The 15,861-nt window shown below is 65.7% G+C and carries 24 protein-coding genes; 9 read left to right on the top strand and 15 right to left on the bottom strand.

Going from position 1 to position 15,861, the window contains the following annotated elements; translation table 11 throughout:
• Window positions 1-14 precede the first annotated feature (14 nt).
• Window positions 15-611 carry a recombination mediator RecR gene (gene recR, locus DKT77_RS15770; protein WP_274520098.1) on the top strand — a complete coding sequence of 199 codons (597 nt, stop codon included), beginning with the start codon at window positions 15-17 and terminating at the stop codon, window positions 609-611.
• A gap of 18 nt (window positions 612-629) precedes the next feature.
• On the opposite strand, the gene DKT77_RS15765 is transcribed toward recR, so the two are convergent.
• Window positions 630-1,172: a DUF2799 domain-containing protein gene (locus tag DKT77_RS15765; RefSeq protein WP_109812631.1), complete on the bottom strand. Its 543-nt coding sequence runs from the start codon at window positions 1,170-1,172 to the stop codon at window positions 630-632.
• Window positions 1,173-1,252: 80 nt separating this feature from the next.
• Complete coding sequence (locus DKT77_RS15760; RefSeq protein ID WP_109812630.1) at window positions 1,253-2,035, bottom strand: DUF1013 domain-containing protein; 783 nt, start codon at window positions 2,033-2,035, stop codon at window positions 1,253-1,255.
• Between the two features lie 146 nt (window positions 2,036-2,181).
• Here DKT77_RS15760 and DKT77_RS15755 point away from each other — a divergent pair, with 146 nt between their 5' ends.
• Together DKT77_RS15755 and DKT77_RS15750 are read left to right on the top strand one after the other, a co-directional pair.
• On the top strand, window positions 2,182-2,826 hold the full coding sequence (locus DKT77_RS15755) for a ribonuclease T2 family protein (protein ID WP_109812629.1): 645 nt from the start codon (window positions 2,182-2,184) through the stop codon (window positions 2,824-2,826).
• A gap of 83 nt (window positions 2,827-2,909) precedes the next feature.
• The gene (locus DKT77_RS15750) at window positions 2,910-3,287 is read left to right on the top strand and encodes a hypothetical protein (protein ID WP_109812628.1); all 378 of its coding nucleotides are present in this window, start codon (window positions 2,910-2,912) and stop codon (window positions 3,285-3,287) included.
• 28 nt (window positions 3,288-3,315) lie between these two features.
• Here DKT77_RS15750 and DKT77_RS15745 read toward each other — a convergent pair whose 3' ends face one another.
• From DKT77_RS15745 to nth, 3 genes are all read right to left on the bottom strand, one after another.
• On the bottom strand, window positions 3,316-3,663 hold the full coding sequence (locus DKT77_RS15745) for an antibiotic biosynthesis monooxygenase family protein (protein WP_109812627.1): 348 nt from the start codon (window positions 3,661-3,663) through the stop codon (window positions 3,316-3,318).
• Window positions 3,660-4,040, bottom strand: coding sequence for an HIT domain-containing protein (locus DKT77_RS15740; RefSeq protein WP_109812626.1), 381 nt, complete (start codon window positions 4,038-4,040; stop codon window positions 3,660-3,662). Before DKT77_RS15740 ends, DKT77_RS15745 begins: the two co-directional genes overlap by 4 nt.
• 61 nt (window positions 4,041-4,101) lie before the next feature.
• On the bottom strand, window positions 4,102-4,761 hold the full coding sequence (gene nth / locus DKT77_RS15735; RefSeq protein ID WP_109812803.1) for an endonuclease III: 660 nt from the start codon (window positions 4,759-4,761) through the stop codon (window positions 4,102-4,104).
• Between the two features lie 154 nt (window positions 4,762-4,915).
• Here nth and DKT77_RS15730 point away from each other — a divergent pair, with 154 nt between their 5' ends.
• The 3 genes from DKT77_RS15730 to DKT77_RS15720 all read left to right on the top strand — a co-directional run bounded on the left by DKT77_RS15730 (window position 4,916) and on the right by DKT77_RS15720 (window position 7,384).
• A complete protein-coding gene (locus DKT77_RS15730; protein WP_109812625.1) occupies window positions 4,916-5,797 on the top strand; it encodes a methylated-DNA--[protein]-cysteine S-methyltransferase in 882 nt (293 codons plus the stop codon).
• Between the two features lie 77 nt (window positions 5,798-5,874).
• Window positions 5,875-6,528 (top strand): YiaD family glycine zipper/OmpA-like lipoprotein, encoded by a 654-nt coding sequence (locus DKT77_RS15725; RefSeq protein ID WP_109812624.1) that lies wholly within the window; start codon window positions 5,875-5,877, stop codon window positions 6,526-6,528.
• Window positions 6,529-6,601: 73 nt separating this feature from the next.
• Window positions 6,602-7,384, top strand: coding sequence for a FadR/GntR family transcriptional regulator (locus DKT77_RS15720; protein WP_109812623.1), 783 nt, complete (start codon window positions 6,602-6,604; stop codon window positions 7,382-7,384).
• On the opposite strand, the gene DKT77_RS15715 is transcribed toward DKT77_RS15720, so the two are convergent.
• The 7 genes from DKT77_RS15715 to DKT77_RS15685 form a co-directional block, all read right to left on the bottom strand.
• Window positions 7,385-8,035 carry a sulfotransferase family protein gene (locus tag DKT77_RS15715; RefSeq protein WP_109812622.1) on the bottom strand — a complete coding sequence of 217 codons (651 nt, stop codon included), beginning with the start codon at window positions 8,033-8,035 and terminating at the stop codon, window positions 7,385-7,387.
• A 138-nt stretch (window positions 8,036-8,173) separates the two neighbouring features.
• Window positions 8,174-8,728: a F0F1 ATP synthase subunit B gene (locus DKT77_RS15710; RefSeq protein ID WP_109812621.1), complete on the bottom strand. Its 555-nt coding sequence runs from the start codon at window positions 8,726-8,728 to the stop codon at window positions 8,174-8,176.
• A gap of 5 nt (window positions 8,729-8,733) precedes the next feature.
• Window positions 8,734-9,300, bottom strand: coding sequence for a F0F1 ATP synthase subunit B' (locus DKT77_RS15705; protein WP_109812620.1), 567 nt, complete (start codon window positions 9,298-9,300; stop codon window positions 8,734-8,736).
• A gap of 85 nt (window positions 9,301-9,385) precedes the next feature.
• A complete protein-coding gene (locus DKT77_RS15700) occupies window positions 9,386-9,622 on the bottom strand; it encodes a F0F1 ATP synthase subunit C (RefSeq protein WP_108262886.1) in 237 nt (78 codons plus the stop codon).
• A gap of 58 nt (window positions 9,623-9,680) precedes the next feature.
• Complete coding sequence (locus DKT77_RS15695) at window positions 9,681-10,388, bottom strand: F0F1 ATP synthase subunit A (protein WP_109812619.1); 708 nt, start codon at window positions 10,386-10,388, stop codon at window positions 9,681-9,683.
• Between the two features lie 84 nt (window positions 10,389-10,472).
• Window positions 10,473-10,811: an AtpZ/AtpI family protein gene (locus tag DKT77_RS15690; protein WP_109812618.1), complete on the bottom strand. Its 339-nt coding sequence runs from the start codon at window positions 10,809-10,811 to the stop codon at window positions 10,473-10,475.
• Between the two features lie 173 nt (window positions 10,812-10,984).
• The gene (locus DKT77_RS15685; protein WP_109812617.1) at window positions 10,985-11,272 is read right to left on the bottom strand and encodes a hypothetical protein; all 288 of its coding nucleotides are present in this window, start codon (window positions 11,270-11,272) and stop codon (window positions 10,985-10,987) included.
• Between the two features lie 108 nt (window positions 11,273-11,380).
• Between DKT77_RS15685 and DKT77_RS15680 the strand changes: the two genes are divergently transcribed.
• Entirely contained in the window at window positions 11,381-11,770 is a 390-nt protein-coding gene (locus DKT77_RS15680; RefSeq protein WP_109812616.1) for an ArsR/SmtB family transcription factor, read from the top strand.
• 30 nt (window positions 11,771-11,800) lie between these two features.
• Here DKT77_RS15680 and DKT77_RS15675 read toward each other — a convergent pair whose 3' ends face one another.
• Window positions 11,801-12,676, bottom strand: coding sequence for a LysR family transcriptional regulator (locus DKT77_RS15675; RefSeq protein ID WP_109812802.1), 876 nt, complete (start codon window positions 12,674-12,676; stop codon window positions 11,801-11,803).
• A 354-nt stretch (window positions 12,677-13,030) separates the two neighbouring features.
• On the opposite strand from DKT77_RS15675, the gene DKT77_RS15670 reads away from it, so the two are divergent.
• The gene (locus tag DKT77_RS15670) at window positions 13,031-13,504 is read left to right on the top strand and encodes a hypothetical protein (protein WP_109812615.1); all 474 of its coding nucleotides are present in this window, start codon (window positions 13,031-13,033) and stop codon (window positions 13,502-13,504) included.
• A gap of 461 nt (window positions 13,505-13,965) precedes the next feature.
• Complete coding sequence (locus DKT77_RS15665) at window positions 13,966-14,436, top strand: hypothetical protein (protein WP_109812614.1); 471 nt, start codon at window positions 13,966-13,968, stop codon at window positions 14,434-14,436.
• A 76-nt stretch (window positions 14,437-14,512) separates the two neighbouring features.
• Here DKT77_RS15665 and DKT77_RS21385 read toward each other — a convergent pair whose 3' ends face one another.
• Entirely contained in the window at window positions 14,513-15,211 is a 699-nt protein-coding gene (locus DKT77_RS21385; RefSeq protein ID WP_109812613.1) for a winged helix-turn-helix transcriptional regulator, read from the bottom strand.
• Window positions 15,212-15,309: 98 nt separating this feature from the next.
• Window positions 15,310-15,591: a CtrA inhibitor SciP gene (gene sciP / locus DKT77_RS15655; protein WP_109812612.1), complete on the bottom strand. Its 282-nt coding sequence runs from the start codon at window positions 15,589-15,591 to the stop codon at window positions 15,310-15,312.
• Between the last annotated feature and the right edge of the window lie 270 nt (window positions 15,592-15,861).

Genomic DNA, 15,861 nt, shown 5'->3' with positions numbered 1-15,861 from the left:
GCGAGGAGCGCGCGGTGACCGGCCCCGGCACCCCCATAGAGGCGCTTATCGAATTGATGGCGCGCCTGCCCGGCCTCGGCCCGCGCTCGGCCCGGCGCGCGGTGCTGCACCTCGTGCGTCGGCGCGGCCAATTGCTCGGTCCGCTTGCAGAGGCGATGGCCGAGGTCGCCCGAACAGCGCGCGAGTGCGTAAGCTGCGGCAACATCGCCACAGACGACCTGTGCCCGATATGCGCCGATCCGAAGCGCGCGACCGGGCTTTTGTGCGTTGTGGAAGACGTGGGCGACCTGTGGGCGATGGAACGCACAGGCGCCTTCACCGGACGCTACCACGTGCTCGGCGGGACCCTGTCGGCGCTGGACGATGTGGGGCCGGAGGATCTGGGCCTGCCCCGGCTCGAAGCGCGGATCGGCGCAGAGGCCGTGACCGAGGTGATCCTCGCGCTCAACGCCACGGTGGACGGGCTGACCACGGCGCATTACGTCGCCGACCTTCTGGAAGGGCGCGTGCAGGTCACGTCGCTGGCGCAGGGCGTGCCCGTCGGGGGGGAGCTGGACTACCTCGACGACGGCACGATCGGCGCTGCGCTTAAGGCACGGCGCAGGCTTTAGGGTCGGGCGCCCCGGCGCTCAGCGCGGCCAGCTTGCATAGCGGCTCTGGCGAAGCTCGGCGCTGCGCAGGCGCCGTTCGATCCGCCAACGCTCGCTTGTCAGACGGCTGCGCGCAGCGCCTGCATCGGCGGGCAGAGCGATTATCAGGCGCTCCACCTCGTTCAGGTCGCTGCGCAGCGCGTTGATATCCTGCTGGGTTTCCCACCACGCCATGCCGTGATCGTGGGCGGGCCGCATCTGGGCAAGCTGCGCGCCACTGCAATAGGGCGCGATGGACCCGCCACTCCGCCCCACATCATAAGCCTTGGCAGGCGTGCAATAGCTTTGCAGACCCGCCTTTCGCCCCTCCAGCCACGCCGCCATGTCGGGGACGACATCGACCTTTGCGCAGGCCTTGCGGTGACGTTCGATATGCTCGGGTCCGCGTCCGTTCGCGCCGTCCGTAAAGCCGATGCCGCGCCAGTCGCCGCCGCGGCATTCCTCCTTGGACAGGCTGGCGCAGGCCGCCAGCGCCGACAGAAGCACAAGCGCCGCAAAACACCGCCAGATCCAGCCCATCATCGCCGCCGCCTCCCGTCATCGCCTGAAGGCAGCCTAGCGCAGCGGCCCGGCCCCGTCAGCCCCCGGCCGCCGAAGGTCGGTCAGTCGCGCGGATCGGCCCGGTCGCGCGGATCGTCGTCATTGCCGTCCTCATCGTCATCACCGCCCTCGGGCAGGTTGAAGAAGCTGTCGGCATCGACCTTGTCGTCGCTGCTGTCATACTTGTTCTCGCTGAGGGTAAAGGTCTCCAGCCCCGAGATCGCGGTCGGCATCTTCGGTTCCGTGTCCATCTCCAGCGACTGTTCGGTCGACACCAGCTTGCGCCGCTCGTCATCGGTCATCACCACGCCCTCGCGCGCCTTCTTGGCGGCGGCCTTCTGGACGGCGGCGTCCAGTTCGGACTGTCGGCAAAGCCCCAGCGCGACGGGGTCAATCGGCTGGATGTTGGCGATGTTCCAGTGCGTGCGTTCGCGGATCGACTGGATCGTCGGCTTGGTGGTGCCGACCAGCTTGCTGATCTGGCTGTCGGCAAGTTCGGGGTGGAACTTCACCAGCCAAAGGATCGCGGCGGGCCGGTCCTGGCGCTTGGACAGCGGCGTATAGCGTGGCCCGCGGCGCTTGTCCTCGCCTGTGGCGGCCGGGTTGTGCTTCAGCTTCATGCGATAGAGCGGGTTGGCCTCGGCCTTGTCGATCTCGCTCTGGTCCAGTTGGCTGTTGGCGATCGGGTCGAACCCCTTCACGCCGGTGGCCACGTCGCCATCCGCGATGCCCTGCACTTCCAGTTCGTGAAAGCCGCAGAATTCCGCGATCTGCTTGAAGCTCAGCGTGGTGTTGTCCACAAGCCAAACGGCGGTTGCCTTGGCCATGATCGGCTTGCCCTGCATGTCTCAACTCCTGTGCCTGACGCGCTGTCGGATTTTCCGCAAATTTCGCCCGTGCCGGGAAATCGGCTGCACCGGGCTGGCGCGTCTTCTCGATTTTGGGAAGATGGCCGGTATATACTGGCTCCAAGAGGCAGAGGAAAGAGAAAATGCGAATCTTGCCGAAGCTGCTGCTGGCGCTGACATTGGCTGCGCTGCCAGCCGCCGCGCCGCGTGCGGACACCGCCGGAGCGTTCGATTATTACGTCCTGGCCCTGTCCTGGTCGCCGAACTGGTGCGCCCGGACCGGCGATGCGCGCGGGGCCGACCAATGCGACGCGCGCCACGATCATGGCTGGGTGCTACACGGGCTCTGGCCCCAATACGAACGCGGCTGGCCCGAGGATTGTGCGACCGACCGTCGCCCGCCCAGTCGGGCCGAGAACGATGCGATGGCCGATATTCAGGGCTCGGGCGGGTTGGCCGCGTACCAGTGGCGCAAGCACGGGCGCTGTTCGGGCCTTTCGGGGCGCGACTATCACAGGGCCGCGCGACAAGCCTATGACAGCGTGGTCCGCCCCGATCTGTTGCGCCGCCTGACGGACCCGGTGCGCCTGCCCGCGTCCGTGATCGAGGACGCGTTCCTCGAAGCCAATCCCGGCTGGACGGCGGACATGCTCACGATCACCTGCCGCGACGGCGACATCGCCGAGGCGCGGTTGTGCCTGACCCGTGGGCTGGAGCCGCGGGTCTGTGCGCCCGATGCGCGCCGCGACTGCACGCTGGACAGGGCGCGGTTCGCGCCGATCCGCTGAAAACCGCCCGCCGCGGCCCGCCGGTTTGCCATCATCTCGCCGCGGTCCTATCGTCGCCCGCGCAACAGTGAAGGAACCCCGCCATGATCCGAGTCAGCCTTGCGCCGATGACCACCGCCCTGATCCTGATGTCGGCCATGACAATCTGGGCGCAGCAGGCGCAGGACTGGATCCCCGGCGAAATCGCCCTGCCCGGCGACATGGAAATAACCGTCGACCGGGCGATCGGATCTTCCACGCGGATCTTCTCTTTCATGACGGGCGAGGACGCGGGCGCGCTGCTCGACCGCTGGACCGAGGCGCTGCAGGAGGCGGGCTACGTCATTGCGCCGCAGCCCGAGGCCATCGACACCCGCCAGATCCAGTTTTCCGGCCCCGGGATCGGCAATGCGAAGATCGCCCTGCAGCCAAGTGCGGAACCGGACCGCACGCTGGTGCAGTTCGACGCTTCGCTGGACTGACCCGCCCCGGTCCGGTCCGCGCGCTCGGTCAAGCTCCGTGCGCGGCTACGCTGTCGGCAGGGGCCTGCGCGCGATCGAACATGCCGTAATCGCGGATGATCCCGGCCACGCGGAGACGGTAGTCGGCAAAATAGGCCGACCGCCCTTGCGCCTGCGCTCCGCGATGCGCCTCGAGTGTGCGCCAGCGGGTCAGGGCGGCTTCGTCCTCCCAGAACGAGAGGGACAGCAGCTTGCCGGGCGTCGTCAGGCTCTCGAACCGCTCGACCGAGATGAACCCCTCCATCTCGGCGAGATGCACGCGCATCTTCGCGGCCATGTCGAGATACGCATCGCGCTGACCTTCGGCGACTTCCACTTCGAAGATGACGGCGATCATGCCGGTTGCAGGATGCGGCCCAGCGGCCGCCCTGCCACCAGATGCACGTGCATGTGCGGCACTTCCTGCACAGCATCCTCGCCCGCGTTTGAAATCAGCCTGAAGCCGCCCCCAGCCTCGCTGGGCTGCGCGCCCACGGCGCGCGCAACCTCGCCCAACGTGCGGGTGAAGTCCACGATCTCCTCGTCCGACGCGGCAAGCGCGAAATGGTCGTAGGTCGCGTACGGCCCCTTCGGGATTACCAGCACGTGGTCCGGCGCCTGCGGGTGAATATCACGGAAGGCCAGCGTGTGCTGGGTTTCCAGCACCGTGTCGTTGGGGATCTCGCCGCGCAGGATCTTGGCGAAGATGTTCTGATCGTCATAGGCGAAGGGCATCGGGTGGCCTTTCCTTGTCAGCCGGTTGCGCGAGGGTTTTCGCGGCCCGCGGCCCCGCTTGTCAAGCCGCCACGCCGTTCTGCAGCTTGTCCGGGAAGGCGCACAGATCGCGGATCAGGCACACCCCGCAGGCCGGCTTGCGCGCCTTGCAGATATACCGGCCATGCAGGATCAGCCAGTGATGCGCGTGACGCTGGAACTCAACCGGTACGTGATCCTCGATCGCGCGTTCCACTGCGTCCACGTCGCGGCCGGGGCACAGGCCGGTGCGGTTGCCGACGCGGAAGATATGGGTGTCCACCGCCTGCGCCGGATGGCCCCACCACATCGACAAAACCACATTGGCGGTCTTGCGTCCGACGCCGGGCAGCGATTGCAGCGCCGCACGCGAGGACGGCACCTGCCCGCCGAACTGGTCCACAAGAATTCGGCTCAGCTTGATGACGTTCTTCGCCTTGTTGCGGTAAAGCCCGATGGTGCGGATATGCGCAGTAACGCCTTCCTCGCCCAGCTCCAGCATCTTCTCGGGCGTGTCTGCGATGGCAAAGAGGCCGCGTGTCGCCTTGTTCACGCCCACGTCCGTCGCCTGCGCCGACAGCGCGACGGCCACCAGCAGGGTGAAGGCGTTCACATGCTCCAGCTCGCCCTTCGGCTCGGGCTCGGCCTCGGCGAAGCGGGCGAAGGCTTCGCGCACGGTCGCGTAATCGGCCTGTGGCGACATCGGCGTCGCGGACCGGGCCGAGGCGGCCGGCCCCTTGGACGTCCTGCGCCGGGCGGCGGTCTTGCGCGCGGGCCGGGCCCGGCCGACATCCGCCGGGGCCGCTTGCGCAGGTTCCGGGTCGCTTTCGGCGCGCGCGCCCTCTAGATCTTCCGCCATGACACTCTCCGATTTTCCCAGCGGCGCCGAGGCCGACAACCGCTATCACTACCAGGTGATCGCCCGCGCCATCCGGGCGATCGACGCCGCGGGCGGCGCCCCGCTGCCGCTGGCCGATCTTGCGCGCAGCTTGCACATGTCGCCTGCCCATTTCCAGCGTGTGTTCTCGCAATGGGTCGGGGTCTCGCCCAAACGCTACCAGCAGTATCTGACGCTAGGGCAAGCACGGACGATGCTGGCGCAAAGCGGCGGAACGCTGGCCGCCGCGCACGATCTCGGGCTCAGCGGCGGGGGGCGGCTGCACGACCTTTTCCTGCGTTGGGAGGCGATGTCCCCGGGCCAGTACGCTCGCGGCGGCGAAGGGCTGACGATCCGCGAGGCACGCTGCGACACGCCGTTCGGCCCTGCCATCGCCATGGCCACCGACCGCGGGCTGTGCGGTCTGGGCTTCTGCGCCGACATGGGCGAAGAGGCCGCCCGAGAGGACCTTGTGCGGCGCTGGCCCAGGGCGCGGGTGCTGCCCGACGACAACGGCGAGGTCGCGGCGATGGCCGCCCGCGCGATGGGCGGCGGCGACGCGAAGTTGCACCTGATCGGCGCGCCGTTCCAGATCAAGGTCTGGGAGGCGCTTCTGGCCATCCCCAGCGGCACGGTGACGACCTATTCCAATATCGCAGCGCAGGTCTGCACACCGCGCGCCAGCCGCGCCGTCGGCACCGCGGTGGGGCGCAACCCGATCAGCTTCCTGATCCCCTGCCACCGGGTGCTGCGCAAGGACGGCGCGCTTGGCGGCTACCACTGGGGGCTGCCCGTCAAGCGCGCGATGCTGGCCTGGGAGGGCGCGCGCCGGGACGCGGCGTCGGAACCCGCACATCCCTGACGTCATCGCGCTTCGGTGACTGGCCATCCGGTGGCGCGACATGGCATACTGCGCAAAACAAAGCAGAGGCAGCAGTCATGATCCGACCCATCGCGCTTGTCGCAACCGCCGGCCTTGTCCTGGGCGGCTGTGCCAGCCAGTTCGACAGCCCCACCGGCGGCGAGAACCGCAACACCACCACCGGCGCCGTGACCGGCGCCGTGATCGGCGGCATCCTTGCGGGCCCGGCCACGGGCGGCAGCGGCGGCAAGGCCGCGGCAGGTGCCGTCGCGGGCGCGGCCATTGGCGGGCTGATCGGCCAGCAACTGGACCGCCAGGCGCGGGAACTCGACCGCGACCTCGGCGACGGCATCACGGTGAACAACCAGGGCGACCAGCTTCTGGTCAGCTTCCCGCAGGACATCCTGTTCGCGGTGGACAGCGCGCAGGTCAGTTCCGGCGCGCGGTCCGAGTTGCAGACCTTCGCGGCGAACCTGCAACGCTATCCGGATACCAACGTCATCATCACCGGGCACACCGACAATACCGGCGATGCCGCCTACAACTTCGACCTGTCCACGCGGCGGGCCGGATCGGTGGCCGGTGTGCTGGTGGGCGCGGGCGTATCCGCCGGGCGGATCACCGCCACCGGCCGGGGCGAGGATGCGCCGATCGCGTCAAACCTGACCCCCGAGGGACGCGCCCAGAACCGCCGGGTGGAGATCGTCATCCGCCCCGCGCAGCAGGGCTGACGACGGCACAAGCGGCGGCTGGACGGAGAGGTCCGGCCCGCCTATCATCGCGCGACCTGCGTGGGGGAGCGCGATGACATTCCGCAAGATCGAACCCGAGAAACTGTCCCAGTCGGTCATTCGCCAGATCGAGGACCTGATCCTGCGCGGCGTGCTGCGGCCCGGTGAACGGCTGCCGTCGGAACGCGATCTTGCCGAACGGCTCGGTGTGTCGCGGCCCAGCCTGCGCGACGCGGTGGCCAGCCTGTCGGCGCGCGGCCTGTTGGTCAGCCGGGCCAATTCCGGCATCTATGTGGCCGAAGTGCTGGGGTCAGCCTTCTCACCCGCGCTGATGCAACTGTTCGCCAGCAATGACGACGCGGTGTTCGACTACATCGCCTTCCGCCGTGACATCGAAGCGCTGGCCGCCGACCGCGCCGCACGGATGGCAAGCGACACCGATCTCGCGGTGATCGACACGCTGCACCAGCGGATGCTCGAGGCGCACAAGCTGCGCGATCCGACACTGGAGGCGCAACTGGACGCCGAATTTCACCTGTCCATCATGGAAGCCAGCCACAACGTCATCATGCTGCACATGATGCGGTCGATGTTCGACCTGCTCCAGCAAGGCGTGTTCTACAACCGCCAGTCGATGTTCCGACAGCGCGCCAATCGCGAGGGGCTTCTGGCGCAGCACACGCAGATCAATGCCGGGCTTCAGGCCCGTGACCCGGACGCAGCGCGCAGCGCTGTGATCGCGCATCTCGATTTCGTGGAAGCAATGCTGCGCGACCGCCAGCGCGCCGAAGCCAACGAACGCACCGCCGAACAGCGCCTTGCCCATGAACGGGAGCGCGCGGCGCGGGTGAAGTGATCAGTGCGTCTTTGATTGAGGCGCATTGACCAACGTTACCAGTTCCCAGAACTCGCTGCGCAGGTTCATGTGCGGGAAGCCCCTTGAAGGCGCCTCGACACCAAGGAACGCGCAAAGAGGGGCCCAACCTTCGGCGACGTCGAAGATCAGGAGTTGCTCTTCCGGAACGACATCCCGCACTTCTTCTTCGCGCTGCTTGAAAGCGGCAATCGCCTTTTCCTTGCAGCTGATCGTTCCCCCGAACGTGGATGGGACAACCAGATCATACCACATCCTGAAAACCGATTTCATGTGCGGTGGCAGATCCAGCGTGTCCAGATCACGGCCGAGCCAGCCGATGGTCGCGTCGAAACTCGACCACCATCCATTCGGGGGCCGTACGGTGTGAATGACCAAGGCGTCCGGATAGGTGCCGTGCAATTCGCGCCAGACTGCGGCACCGGGCCAATCAACCTGCGCGTTGTAACCGTCGAAGGCTTCATCGGCCGCGAAGCCCCCTTCGCCGTTAGCGAGGCGCTGCCACAGGCCCAACTGCTCAGGGTTCATCAACACTTCTTCCATGTGATGACAAGGGCCCCAGCCGAGTTGTTCCAGCGCGATCTTGAGAGACATCGTTCCGGTTCTGGCAAACCCGGTTCCGATCACTCGCATCCGGCAATTCCCTTCTATTTCCAAGCCTTGGCCGAAGCCTAGCCCCCGAGATTTCGGCGTCAATCCCGGAAGCAAAAAACCCGGCCTCAAAGGCCGGGTTTCCTTAATTCATCTTTCTACCGAAACGGCGTGTGCGGATCAGTTCAGGCGCTGTCCTACCTCTTCGATCGACTTGTCGATCAGCGCCGCAGCGGCCTCGGGGCTCATGTCCTCGGTCAGCACGTCGCGCGCCACGGACACGGACAAGGCGATCGCCCGGTCACGCACGTCGCGTACGGCGGATGCCTGGGCCTGAGCGATCTGTTCCTCCGCGGCCTGCATGCGGCGTGCGATGGACACTTCGAGGTCCTTCTCGGCCTGCTTGGACGCGGCTTCCGCGTCCTTCTTGGCCTGTTCCACGATACGGTCCGCCTGCGCCTGCACGTCTTTCTGCTTGCGCTCGTAGGACGCCAGCAGAGACTGGGCTTCCTCACGCAGGCTGCGCGCCTCGTCCAGCTCCGCCTGGATGCCGTCGGCCCGCTTCTCCAGCAGACCGCCCAGCAAGCCGGGCACCTTGAAGTAAACCAGCACACCGATGAACAGCAGGAAGGCCAGCAGCACCACGAAATCTGTGTTGCCAAGCGAGAAGAAACGGTCGCCCGCGGCCAGCGCCGGCGTAGCGGCCACAAGAAGGGCCAGGGTCAGCGTTCTCATCGGCCTCATCCTTTCAGCCGGGCGTCGACCGCCGCGTTGATCCGGCCCTCGTCAGCCTGACCGCCAAGGGCTGCGACAAGCGCGCCCGTGGTGTCCTTTGCCACGGCCTCGACGCTTTCCAGCGCGGAGGCACGGATCTCGGCAATGGCCTTCTCCGACTCCGCCGCACGGGCGGAGATCTCGGCATCGGCCTTCTCGATCGCCTCGTTCAGGTCGGCCTGCATGGCCGCCTTCGTGTCGTTGGCGATGCGCGTCGCTTCGCTACGGGCGTCGGCCAGCGCCTTTTCATAGGCGGCCTCGGCCTGCTTCGCCTTGAGCTTCAGCTCTTCCGCCGCGGCGATGTCGTTGGTGATCGTGTCCTGACGGTCGGCAAGGATGCCCGCAATGCGCGGCAGGGCCACTTTCGACAGGATGAAGTAGATCGCGACAAGCGCGACGATCAGCCAGAAGATCTGGTTGGGAAAGGTCCCAAAATCGAGTTGCGGCATGCCCGGCGCGTCGGCCGCGTGCCCCGCTGCGGCGGCGCCATGCGCGGCATCTGCCCCGTGCGCAGCCTGTGTGTTGTCAGCCATGTCGTCCTCCAGGAACCTGTTTGCCGAAGACGGGCCGGGCGCATGACTGCGGCCCGGCCCGACCTGTAACAATGGTCCGGGTGGATCAGACGGCGAACATCAGCAGAAGCGCGACGAGGAACGAGAAGATCCCCAGAGCTTCCGCAAAGGCGATGCCGATGAACAGCGTCGCGGTCTGGTCTGCAGCGGCCGACGGGTTGCGCAGGGCGCCCGCCAGGAAGTTGCCGGCGACGTTGCCCACACCCATCGCGGAGCCGCCCATGCCCATGCAGGCCAGACCAGCACCGATGTAAGCACCCATTTGAACGATATCGCCTTCCATCTGTCGTACTCCTTACGTTGGAATTGGCATTCGATTGGTTGTTGCGGACTGGCCCGTGTCAGTGGTGCGGATGCAGCGCATCGCGCAGGTAGACACAGGTCAGGATCGTGAAGACGTAGGCCTGGATGAAGCTCACCAGAACTTCCAGCCCGTACATCGCGGTGATCGCGACGACCGACAGCGGCGAGATGGCGGCGATCGCGGCGAAGCCCGCGAACACCTTGATCACGGCGTGACCGGCCATCATGTTGCCTGCAAGTCGGATGGAATGGCTGACAGGGCGCACGAAGTAGGAAATCACCTCGATCAGCGCCAGCACCGGCCTCAACGGAAGCGGCGCCGAAGACACCCAGAACATCCCCAGAAAGGACGGCCCGTTCAGCACGAAACCGAGGATCGTCACCGTCAGGAACACCGCGACCGCCAGGACCGCCGTCACGGCGATATGGCTGGTGGTCGTGAAGGCCATGGGCAGCAGGCCAAGGAAATTGGCCACGACGATGAACATGAACAGCGTCATGATGTAGGGGAAATACTTCACCCCATCCTTGCCGGTGACGTCGACGACCATCTTGTAGACGAAGCCATAGGCCAACTCCGCGATCGACTGCGCCTTGCCGGGCACCACGCGCGCATCACGGGTCGAGTTGACCAGCAGCAGCGCGATGGCCGCCACGGTCAGCGCCAGCCACAACGTCACGTTGGTCGGGGTGTACCATGCCACCGGCCCGTCGCCGAACAGCGGCGAGACGATGAACTGATCCATGGGGTGAAAGACAAGACCGCCTTCGCTGGATTCCGTTGCCACCTGTCGCTTCCCTTTCTCACATCCCCGCCGGGCGGGGGCCTGTCACTTGCCCGCGTCGGGCGTATCTTCCTGCGCGGCCGCGGGCCGCCCCGCCTGCACCTCGCGCGCCGTACGCATCATGACGCGCACTCCCGCTGCGAAGCCAAGCAGCGTGAACAGCACCAGAAACAGCGGGATCGTGCCGAACAGCGCGTCCATCCCGTATCCGATGCCGAAACCGATCCCCAGACCGGCCACAAGCTCTGTCACCATTCTCCAACCCATCTGGGCCTTCGAATAATGTTCCTCCTGGTGGGGCTTGTCGGGCTCGCGCCCTTTTCGCGCGGCTCCGATCCGGGCTTCGAGCTGCTTCATCCGCTCGTCATCCGGTCCCGCTGCCATGCCACCCTCCTGAGGTTCGAGCGGACACTAGGCGCAGCACCGCGCCGAGTCAACGCGCTGCGGCGCGGCAGGGCGCCGAGCCAACCTATTGATATTTCATTGTTTCTGAAAAGAGGTCGCAGGTGTCGCAGGGGCGCGACACCCGCAGGCAAATTCAACCATCCGGTTGACGGTCAGCCGCGCCGGGCCTTTTCGGCCTTCGCTTCATAACGCGCGACCGTGATCGCGAACCAGGCCCAGACTGCGGCCGGCACCGCCAGCACGAAGGGCACCGCGAGCGCGGCCAGCCCCCAGTGCGAGACCGACAGCAGCCAAAGGAAGACCACGATGACCGCAAAGGCGATGCGATTGTCGCGGTCGCCATACAGCACGTCGCGGGCCATCCAGCCCAGCACGGGAATACTCAGGATCACCCTCTTGAAGAAGGGCAGTTCGGGCGGGAGGGGTGTGATGATGCTCATGATCTGGTTATGGGACGCCCGCGCATCGCGGCAAGGGGGGCCGCATGCAATCGTGCACATTCCCGCCATATTGTTGACCGCGCGTCCGCAAGGTCTTAACCGCAGCCCATGACCGACCCGGCGTCCCCCCCGCTGCCCCGAACCGGCCCCGACCCGCTGGACCAGGTGTTCGCTGCGCTGGCGGACCCGACCCGGCGCGCGATCCTGTCGATGCTGCTGGAAGACGACATGGCCGTGACCGACGTGGCGGACCCGTTTTCGATGTCGCTCGCAGCGATCTCCAAGCATCTCGCGATCCTGACCCGCGCCGGGCTGATCACACAGGAAAAGCGCGGCCGGGTGAAGTGGTGCAAACTCGATCCAGACGCGCTGCGCGCCGCCTCGGTCTGGATGCAGAGCTTCGGCCAGTTCGAGGCGGTCAATCTGGACGCTTTCGAACGCTTTCTCGAAACCGAGCTGGCCGCGCCGCCAGACCGCCCCGGCGACACCGACACCTGACCGCGCCGCATGGGCGCGCTTGGCCCAAGGTCAGCCCCAGTCCTGCGCGGCGGTCTTGAGATGCTTCAGAAGCGCCTGCACCTTCGCCGTGCGGTGCAGATCCACATGCGTGACCAGCCACAACGGCGCTTCCCATTCCGTGCGGCTTTCGCCCACCTGCACCAGTTCGGGATGCTGCGCAGCTTCCCAAAGCGGCAGGAAGGCCAACCCAACCCCCCGCAGCGCCGCGTGCTTGACCACCCGCGCATCGGTCGCACGGAACACCACGCGGTCCCGCGACACCCGTTCGCGCAGCCACTGGTAATAGGGCGCGCGGTTGTCCTCGGCGTCGGCGCCGACGAAGAAATGTCCGGCCAGGTCGGCGTCACCCTGCGGCATTCCGTGACGCTCGATATAGTCGCGCGACGCGAACAGCGCGGTGCGGCTGGTGAACAGCTTCTGCACGACGTTGTCGGGTTGTTCAGGCGCCGGGCCCGCCCGCACGGCGATATGCGCCTCGCCGTATTCCAGCCGGAACAGGCGCTCTCCGGTCAGGTAGCGCGTGACAACGCCCGGATGCGCCAGTTGGAAGGACGCAATGACCGGCACAAGCAATGGTGACAGCAGGCCCAGCGACGTGACCACCAGTTCGCCCGTAACGCTGTCGCCGCGCCCTTTCAGCCGGCCCACGAGTTGCGTGAACTGGTCGTCCGTCGCCTGGGCCACCTGCAACAGGTCGCGCCCCGCCTCGGTGGGGGTGTAACCGCGCGCATGACGCTGGAAGAGCTTGGTGCCAAGCCGCCCTTCCAACGCGTCGATATGGCGGATCACCGTCGCGTGGTGCACGCCCAGTTCGGCCGCCGCGCCAGACACGGTGCCCTGGCGCGCGACATGGAAGGCGGTTCTGATTTCATCCCAGGCTTCGATCGACATGGCATCCTGTGCAGATTTGAACATCAAAGCGCCACAAAGGCACAGAAGCGGTCGCATCTCAAGCCGGATCGTGATCGTGGCTGCTCCGGCGGCGGCGCTGCGCCGTCCCCAGTAAAGACGGGCGCGCGGGCTGCACGCCGGGCCCCGGCACGGCGTGCCCCGTTCACGCGGACGCTCACCCAAGCGTGACAGGTGACGCTAGGGTCCGTGATGAGGTCTGATTTTCCACATGCTTTTCAAACCCTTCCGGCGACCCAAATGTCTTCCAACGGCGACGGGCCAGACAGGCCTGCACCGTCAACCAGAAAGCCGGACCTGCTCCGGCGCACACTTGAAAGGACCTTTGATATGAACCGCACCCTGACCGCAGCCGCGCTCGTCTTCGCCGCCGCCCTGCCGACGTTCGCAAGCGCACAAAGCGCGCCCGGCACGGCCCAACTTGCCGCAAATCTGGGCGTCAACGCGGACCGCTACAGCCTGAACGAGCTTGTATCTCTCGACAAGGCGTTGCGTGACGACAACCGCGTCGGCACCAACCAGATCCTGACCCGCGCCGGATCGGACCTCACTTACGACAAGCTGAAGGCCGGGATCGTGACGGACCCCGCCTCGGTCACGGCACCTCGCGCGGCTGGCAACAACGCTGCGGCCGAGGCCACCGCCAAGGCACAAATCGCAGGCGCCATTGGCGTGAACCCCGAAAACTTCACGCTGAACGAACTGGTCGGCCTGAAGGCCGCAGTTGACGAAGGCGACTACAGCAAGGTCCGCGCGATCTTCTCGCGCCTCGGGATCGACCGCTCGCCGCTTTCGGTGCTCTGATCTGCACACTGCGCATCGCGCAACAGGCTTTGGCCCGTCGTCCCACTCGGGCGGCGGGCCATTTCGTGTCCGGTTTCAGCGCCATCGGGCCCGTCATGGGCGGGGCGACACCGTGACAACACCCGTTTTTCGGCTTTTCGCTGTGCGGCGATGAACACGCCCTTCGGTCTGAGGCACAGGGCGACGCGCCCGCCGTGATCGTTTGCGCCCCGCCGTCACGGGTCCGCGCGGCCCCTGCTGTGCAGGCCGCAGAGGCCTTCGCCCTGCCCCAGCTTTGGCCCGCCAGATCACGCCGCGCCTCAAGCGGATGTGACCGCTGACGCGGCGACAGCAGCCGGGCGGCCAAGATTCCAGCCCCTTTTCAATGCGCTGCGCGTTCATAGGTGGATAAGCAACGGCGCGGCCCAAACGGTTCGCCCGTCACGGGCCACGCCCGAAACGACTTATAGAAAGGAAGACACATGACACGCATGATGACTGCCACCGCATTTGCTCTTGCCACCGCCCTGCCGACGCTGGCAGCGGCCCAGGCCACAGCACCGGATGCGCAGTACGCCGCTCAGATCGGCGTCGATGCGAGCAAGTACTCCCTGACCGAGCTTGTGGCGCTCGACAAGGCGCTTCGCGATGACAACCGTCAGGGTGCGAACCAGATCCTGAGTGATGCCGGTTCGGAGCTGACCTACAACGACCTCATCGCGAACCTCGACGCCAACGGTATGACCATCGCCGATGTCGAAGTTCCCGAAGTGCAGATTGATGCACCCGAGGGCAAAGCACAGCTCGCTGCATCGATGGGCGTCGATCCTGAAGCCTTCACGCTGACGCAGCTTGTGGCACTCAAAAGCGCCATCGACACCAGCGACGAGGACGAAGTCCAGAATATCCTCGACGAAGTCGGAGTCGACCGGAACGCACTTTCGGTGATGTAATCGGTCGTTAGACGAAAGATACAAGAAGGGCGCCCCGCGAGGGCGCCCTTTTTCATGGCCGTGACGATGCGATTAGTCAGCCAGCCGCACGGTGCTGGATCTGTCGTGCTTCGGGGTCGCGCAGTACATATCCCCGCCCCCAGACAGTGTCGATCAGCCCGTCGCCACCCGTCAGCTTCTTCAGCTTGCCGCGGATCTTGCAGATGAACACGTCGATGATCTTCACCTCAGGTTCGTCCAGCCCGCCATACAGCTTGTCGAGGAACATCTCCTTGGACAGCGTCACGTTGCGCCGCGCCGCCAGAAGGTGCAGAACCTCGTATTCCTTGCCGGTCAGCGGCACCAGTTCTTCGTCCACATACGCCTTGTTCAGCGCAAGGTTCAGAGACAGCCGCCCGATACGCAGCGTCTTCTGACCATTGCGCCCGCTCAGTCCCTCGGCCGCGATCGTCGTCAGCAGATCCTGCTTGTGAAACGGGGCGACCAGGTGGCGCGCGCCTTCGAAGCCGGGCAGCGTCCGGTCCGCCATCGCGGGGGCGACCACGACCACAACAGCGCAGTCGGGCATATCGCCCTCCATCCGCTCCAGTAAGGCCATGCATTCAGACCCCGGCATGTCGGCATCCAGCAGCACCACGCCGGTTTCGTCCGGCGCCGCGGACAGGTCGGCGACACTCGTCAAACTGTGAAACTGGTAACCCAGCGCAGGATCGCCCACCATCACTCCGATGCTGCGAGACAGATCCGCGCTCCGGGTCAAAAGGTAAATGTTCATCTCAGTCTCCAAGCGCCATCTGTTCTTATATGTGAATGACGTCCCGAGATTGCAGCCTTTTAGGCTGCTATCTAAAGAGTCCGCACGTCAAACTTCCGTTAACGACTGCCCCTCAGAACGTCTATCCGCGTCACCTTAAGTCCGGACAGACCATGACGTTCCACCGCCCTGATCCAATCCGACAACTCTTCGTCGGATAGATCATACCGCTGCAGCGCGTCTGTGCGCTTGATCAAACCATATAACACGGCCTTTGCAACGACTGCCTTGCGACTGGCCACCCAACGGCGGGTTTCCGCCCCGGGAAGATCATCGCGGCTCAGGACCGTACCGTCCGGCAGGGTCACAACGCGGGGTCCATCACTTTTTCTCAAGTACATCGTAAACGTCCTCGTTCCTCCGCGACAGACACGACTTCTCTGTTCCGAAAGTTTCCACTTTCGGCCCGTGCCTGCTCTCGGCCAGTCAAATGACTGCGGTTACAGTATTTTTCCTCTGCGGCCCGGTAGCGTGTGCCGCCTGACCTCCCGATGAATTGAATATACGGCGGCGCTACCTTTGGTTGCAGCCTCCCAGAGGGTTAAGCATGAACTGAAAAGAAGTGACCGACTGTCCAATAGAGTGAGGCGTTCTATCCCAAAGGTTATGGT

The sequence above is a fragment of the Meridianimarinicoccus roseus genome (assembly GCF_003172915.1).
GTDB classification, from domain to species: Bacteria; Pseudomonadota; Alphaproteobacteria; order Rhodobacterales; family Rhodobacteraceae; genus Meridianimarinicoccus; species Meridianimarinicoccus roseus.
This window is presented reverse-complemented; position numbering and strand designations above follow the sequence as displayed.

Bases quoted from the DNA above. Each gene is read 5' to 3' on its own strand.
- DKT77_RS15695 (WP_109812619.1), bottom strand. From the start codon at position 10,388: ATGGATCAGTTCATCGTCTCGCCGCTGTTCGGCGACGGGCCGGTGGCA.
- DKT77_RS15670 (WP_109812615.1), top strand. From the start codon at position 13,031: ATGAACCGCACCCTGACCGCAGCCGCGCTCGTCTTCGCCGCCGCCCTG.
- DKT77_RS15760 (WP_109812630.1), bottom strand. From the start codon at position 2,035: ATGCAGGGCAAGCCGATCATGGCCAAGGCAACCGCCGTTTGGCTTGTG.
- DKT77_RS15690 (WP_109812618.1), bottom strand. From the start codon at position 10,811: ATGGCAGCGGGACCGGATGACGAGCGGATGAAGCAGCTCGAAGCCCGG.
- DKT77_RS15755 (WP_109812629.1), top strand. From the start codon at position 2,182: ATGCGAATCTTGCCGAAGCTGCTGCTGGCGCTGACATTGGCTGCGCTG.
- DKT77_RS15665 (WP_109812614.1), top strand. From the start codon at position 13,966: ATGACACGCATGATGACTGCCACCGCATTTGCTCTTGCCACCGCCCTG.
- DKT77_RS21385 (WP_109812613.1), bottom strand. From the start codon at position 15,211: ATGAACATTTACCTTTTGACCCGGAGCGCGGATCTGTCTCGCAGCATC.
- DKT77_RS15745 (WP_109812627.1), bottom strand. From the start codon at position 3,663: ATGATCGCCGTCATCTTCGAAGTGGAAGTCGCCGAAGGTCAGCGCGAT.
- DKT77_RS15705 (WP_109812620.1), bottom strand. From the start codon at position 9,300: ATGGCTGACAACACACAGGCTGCGCACGGGGCAGATGCCGCGCATGGC.
- sciP (WP_109812612.1), bottom strand. From the start codon at position 15,591: ATGTACTTGAGAAAAAGTGATGGACCCCGCGTTGTGACCCTGCCGGAC.
- DKT77_RS15715 (WP_109812622.1), bottom strand. From the start codon at position 8,035: ATGCGAGTGATCGGAACCGGGTTTGCCAGAACCGGAACGATGTCTCTC.
- DKT77_RS15685 (WP_109812617.1), bottom strand. From the start codon at position 11,272: ATGAGCATCATCACACCCCTCCCGCCCGAACTGCCCTTCTTCAAGAGG.
- DKT77_RS15740 (WP_109812626.1), bottom strand. From the start codon at position 4,040: ATGCCCTTCGCCTATGACGATCAGAACATCTTCGCCAAGATCCTGCGC.
- DKT77_RS15765 (WP_109812631.1), bottom strand. From the start codon at position 1,172: ATGATGGGCTGGATCTGGCGGTGTTTTGCGGCGCTTGTGCTTCTGTCG.
- DKT77_RS15730 (WP_109812625.1), top strand. From the start codon at position 4,916: ATGACACTCTCCGATTTTCCCAGCGGCGCCGAGGCCGACAACCGCTAT.
- DKT77_RS15710 (WP_109812621.1), bottom strand. From the start codon at position 8,728: ATGAGAACGCTGACCCTGGCCCTTCTTGTGGCCGCTACGCCGGCGCTG.
- DKT77_RS15700 (WP_108262886.1), bottom strand. From the start codon at position 9,622: ATGGAAGGCGATATCGTTCAAATGGGTGCTTACATCGGTGCTGGTCTG.
- DKT77_RS15725 (WP_109812624.1), top strand. From the start codon at position 5,875: ATGATCCGACCCATCGCGCTTGTCGCAACCGCCGGCCTTGTCCTGGGC.
- DKT77_RS15750 (WP_109812628.1), top strand. From the start codon at position 2,910: ATGATCCGAGTCAGCCTTGCGCCGATGACCACCGCCCTGATCCTGATG.
- DKT77_RS15680 (WP_109812616.1), top strand. From the start codon at position 11,381: ATGACCGACCCGGCGTCCCCCCCGCTGCCCCGAACCGGCCCCGACCCG.
- DKT77_RS15720 (WP_109812623.1), top strand. From the start codon at position 6,602: ATGACATTCCGCAAGATCGAACCCGAGAAACTGTCCCAGTCGGTCATT.
- nth (WP_109812803.1), bottom strand. From the start codon at position 4,761: ATGTCGCCACAGGCCGATTACGCGACCGTGCGCGAAGCCTTCGCCCGC.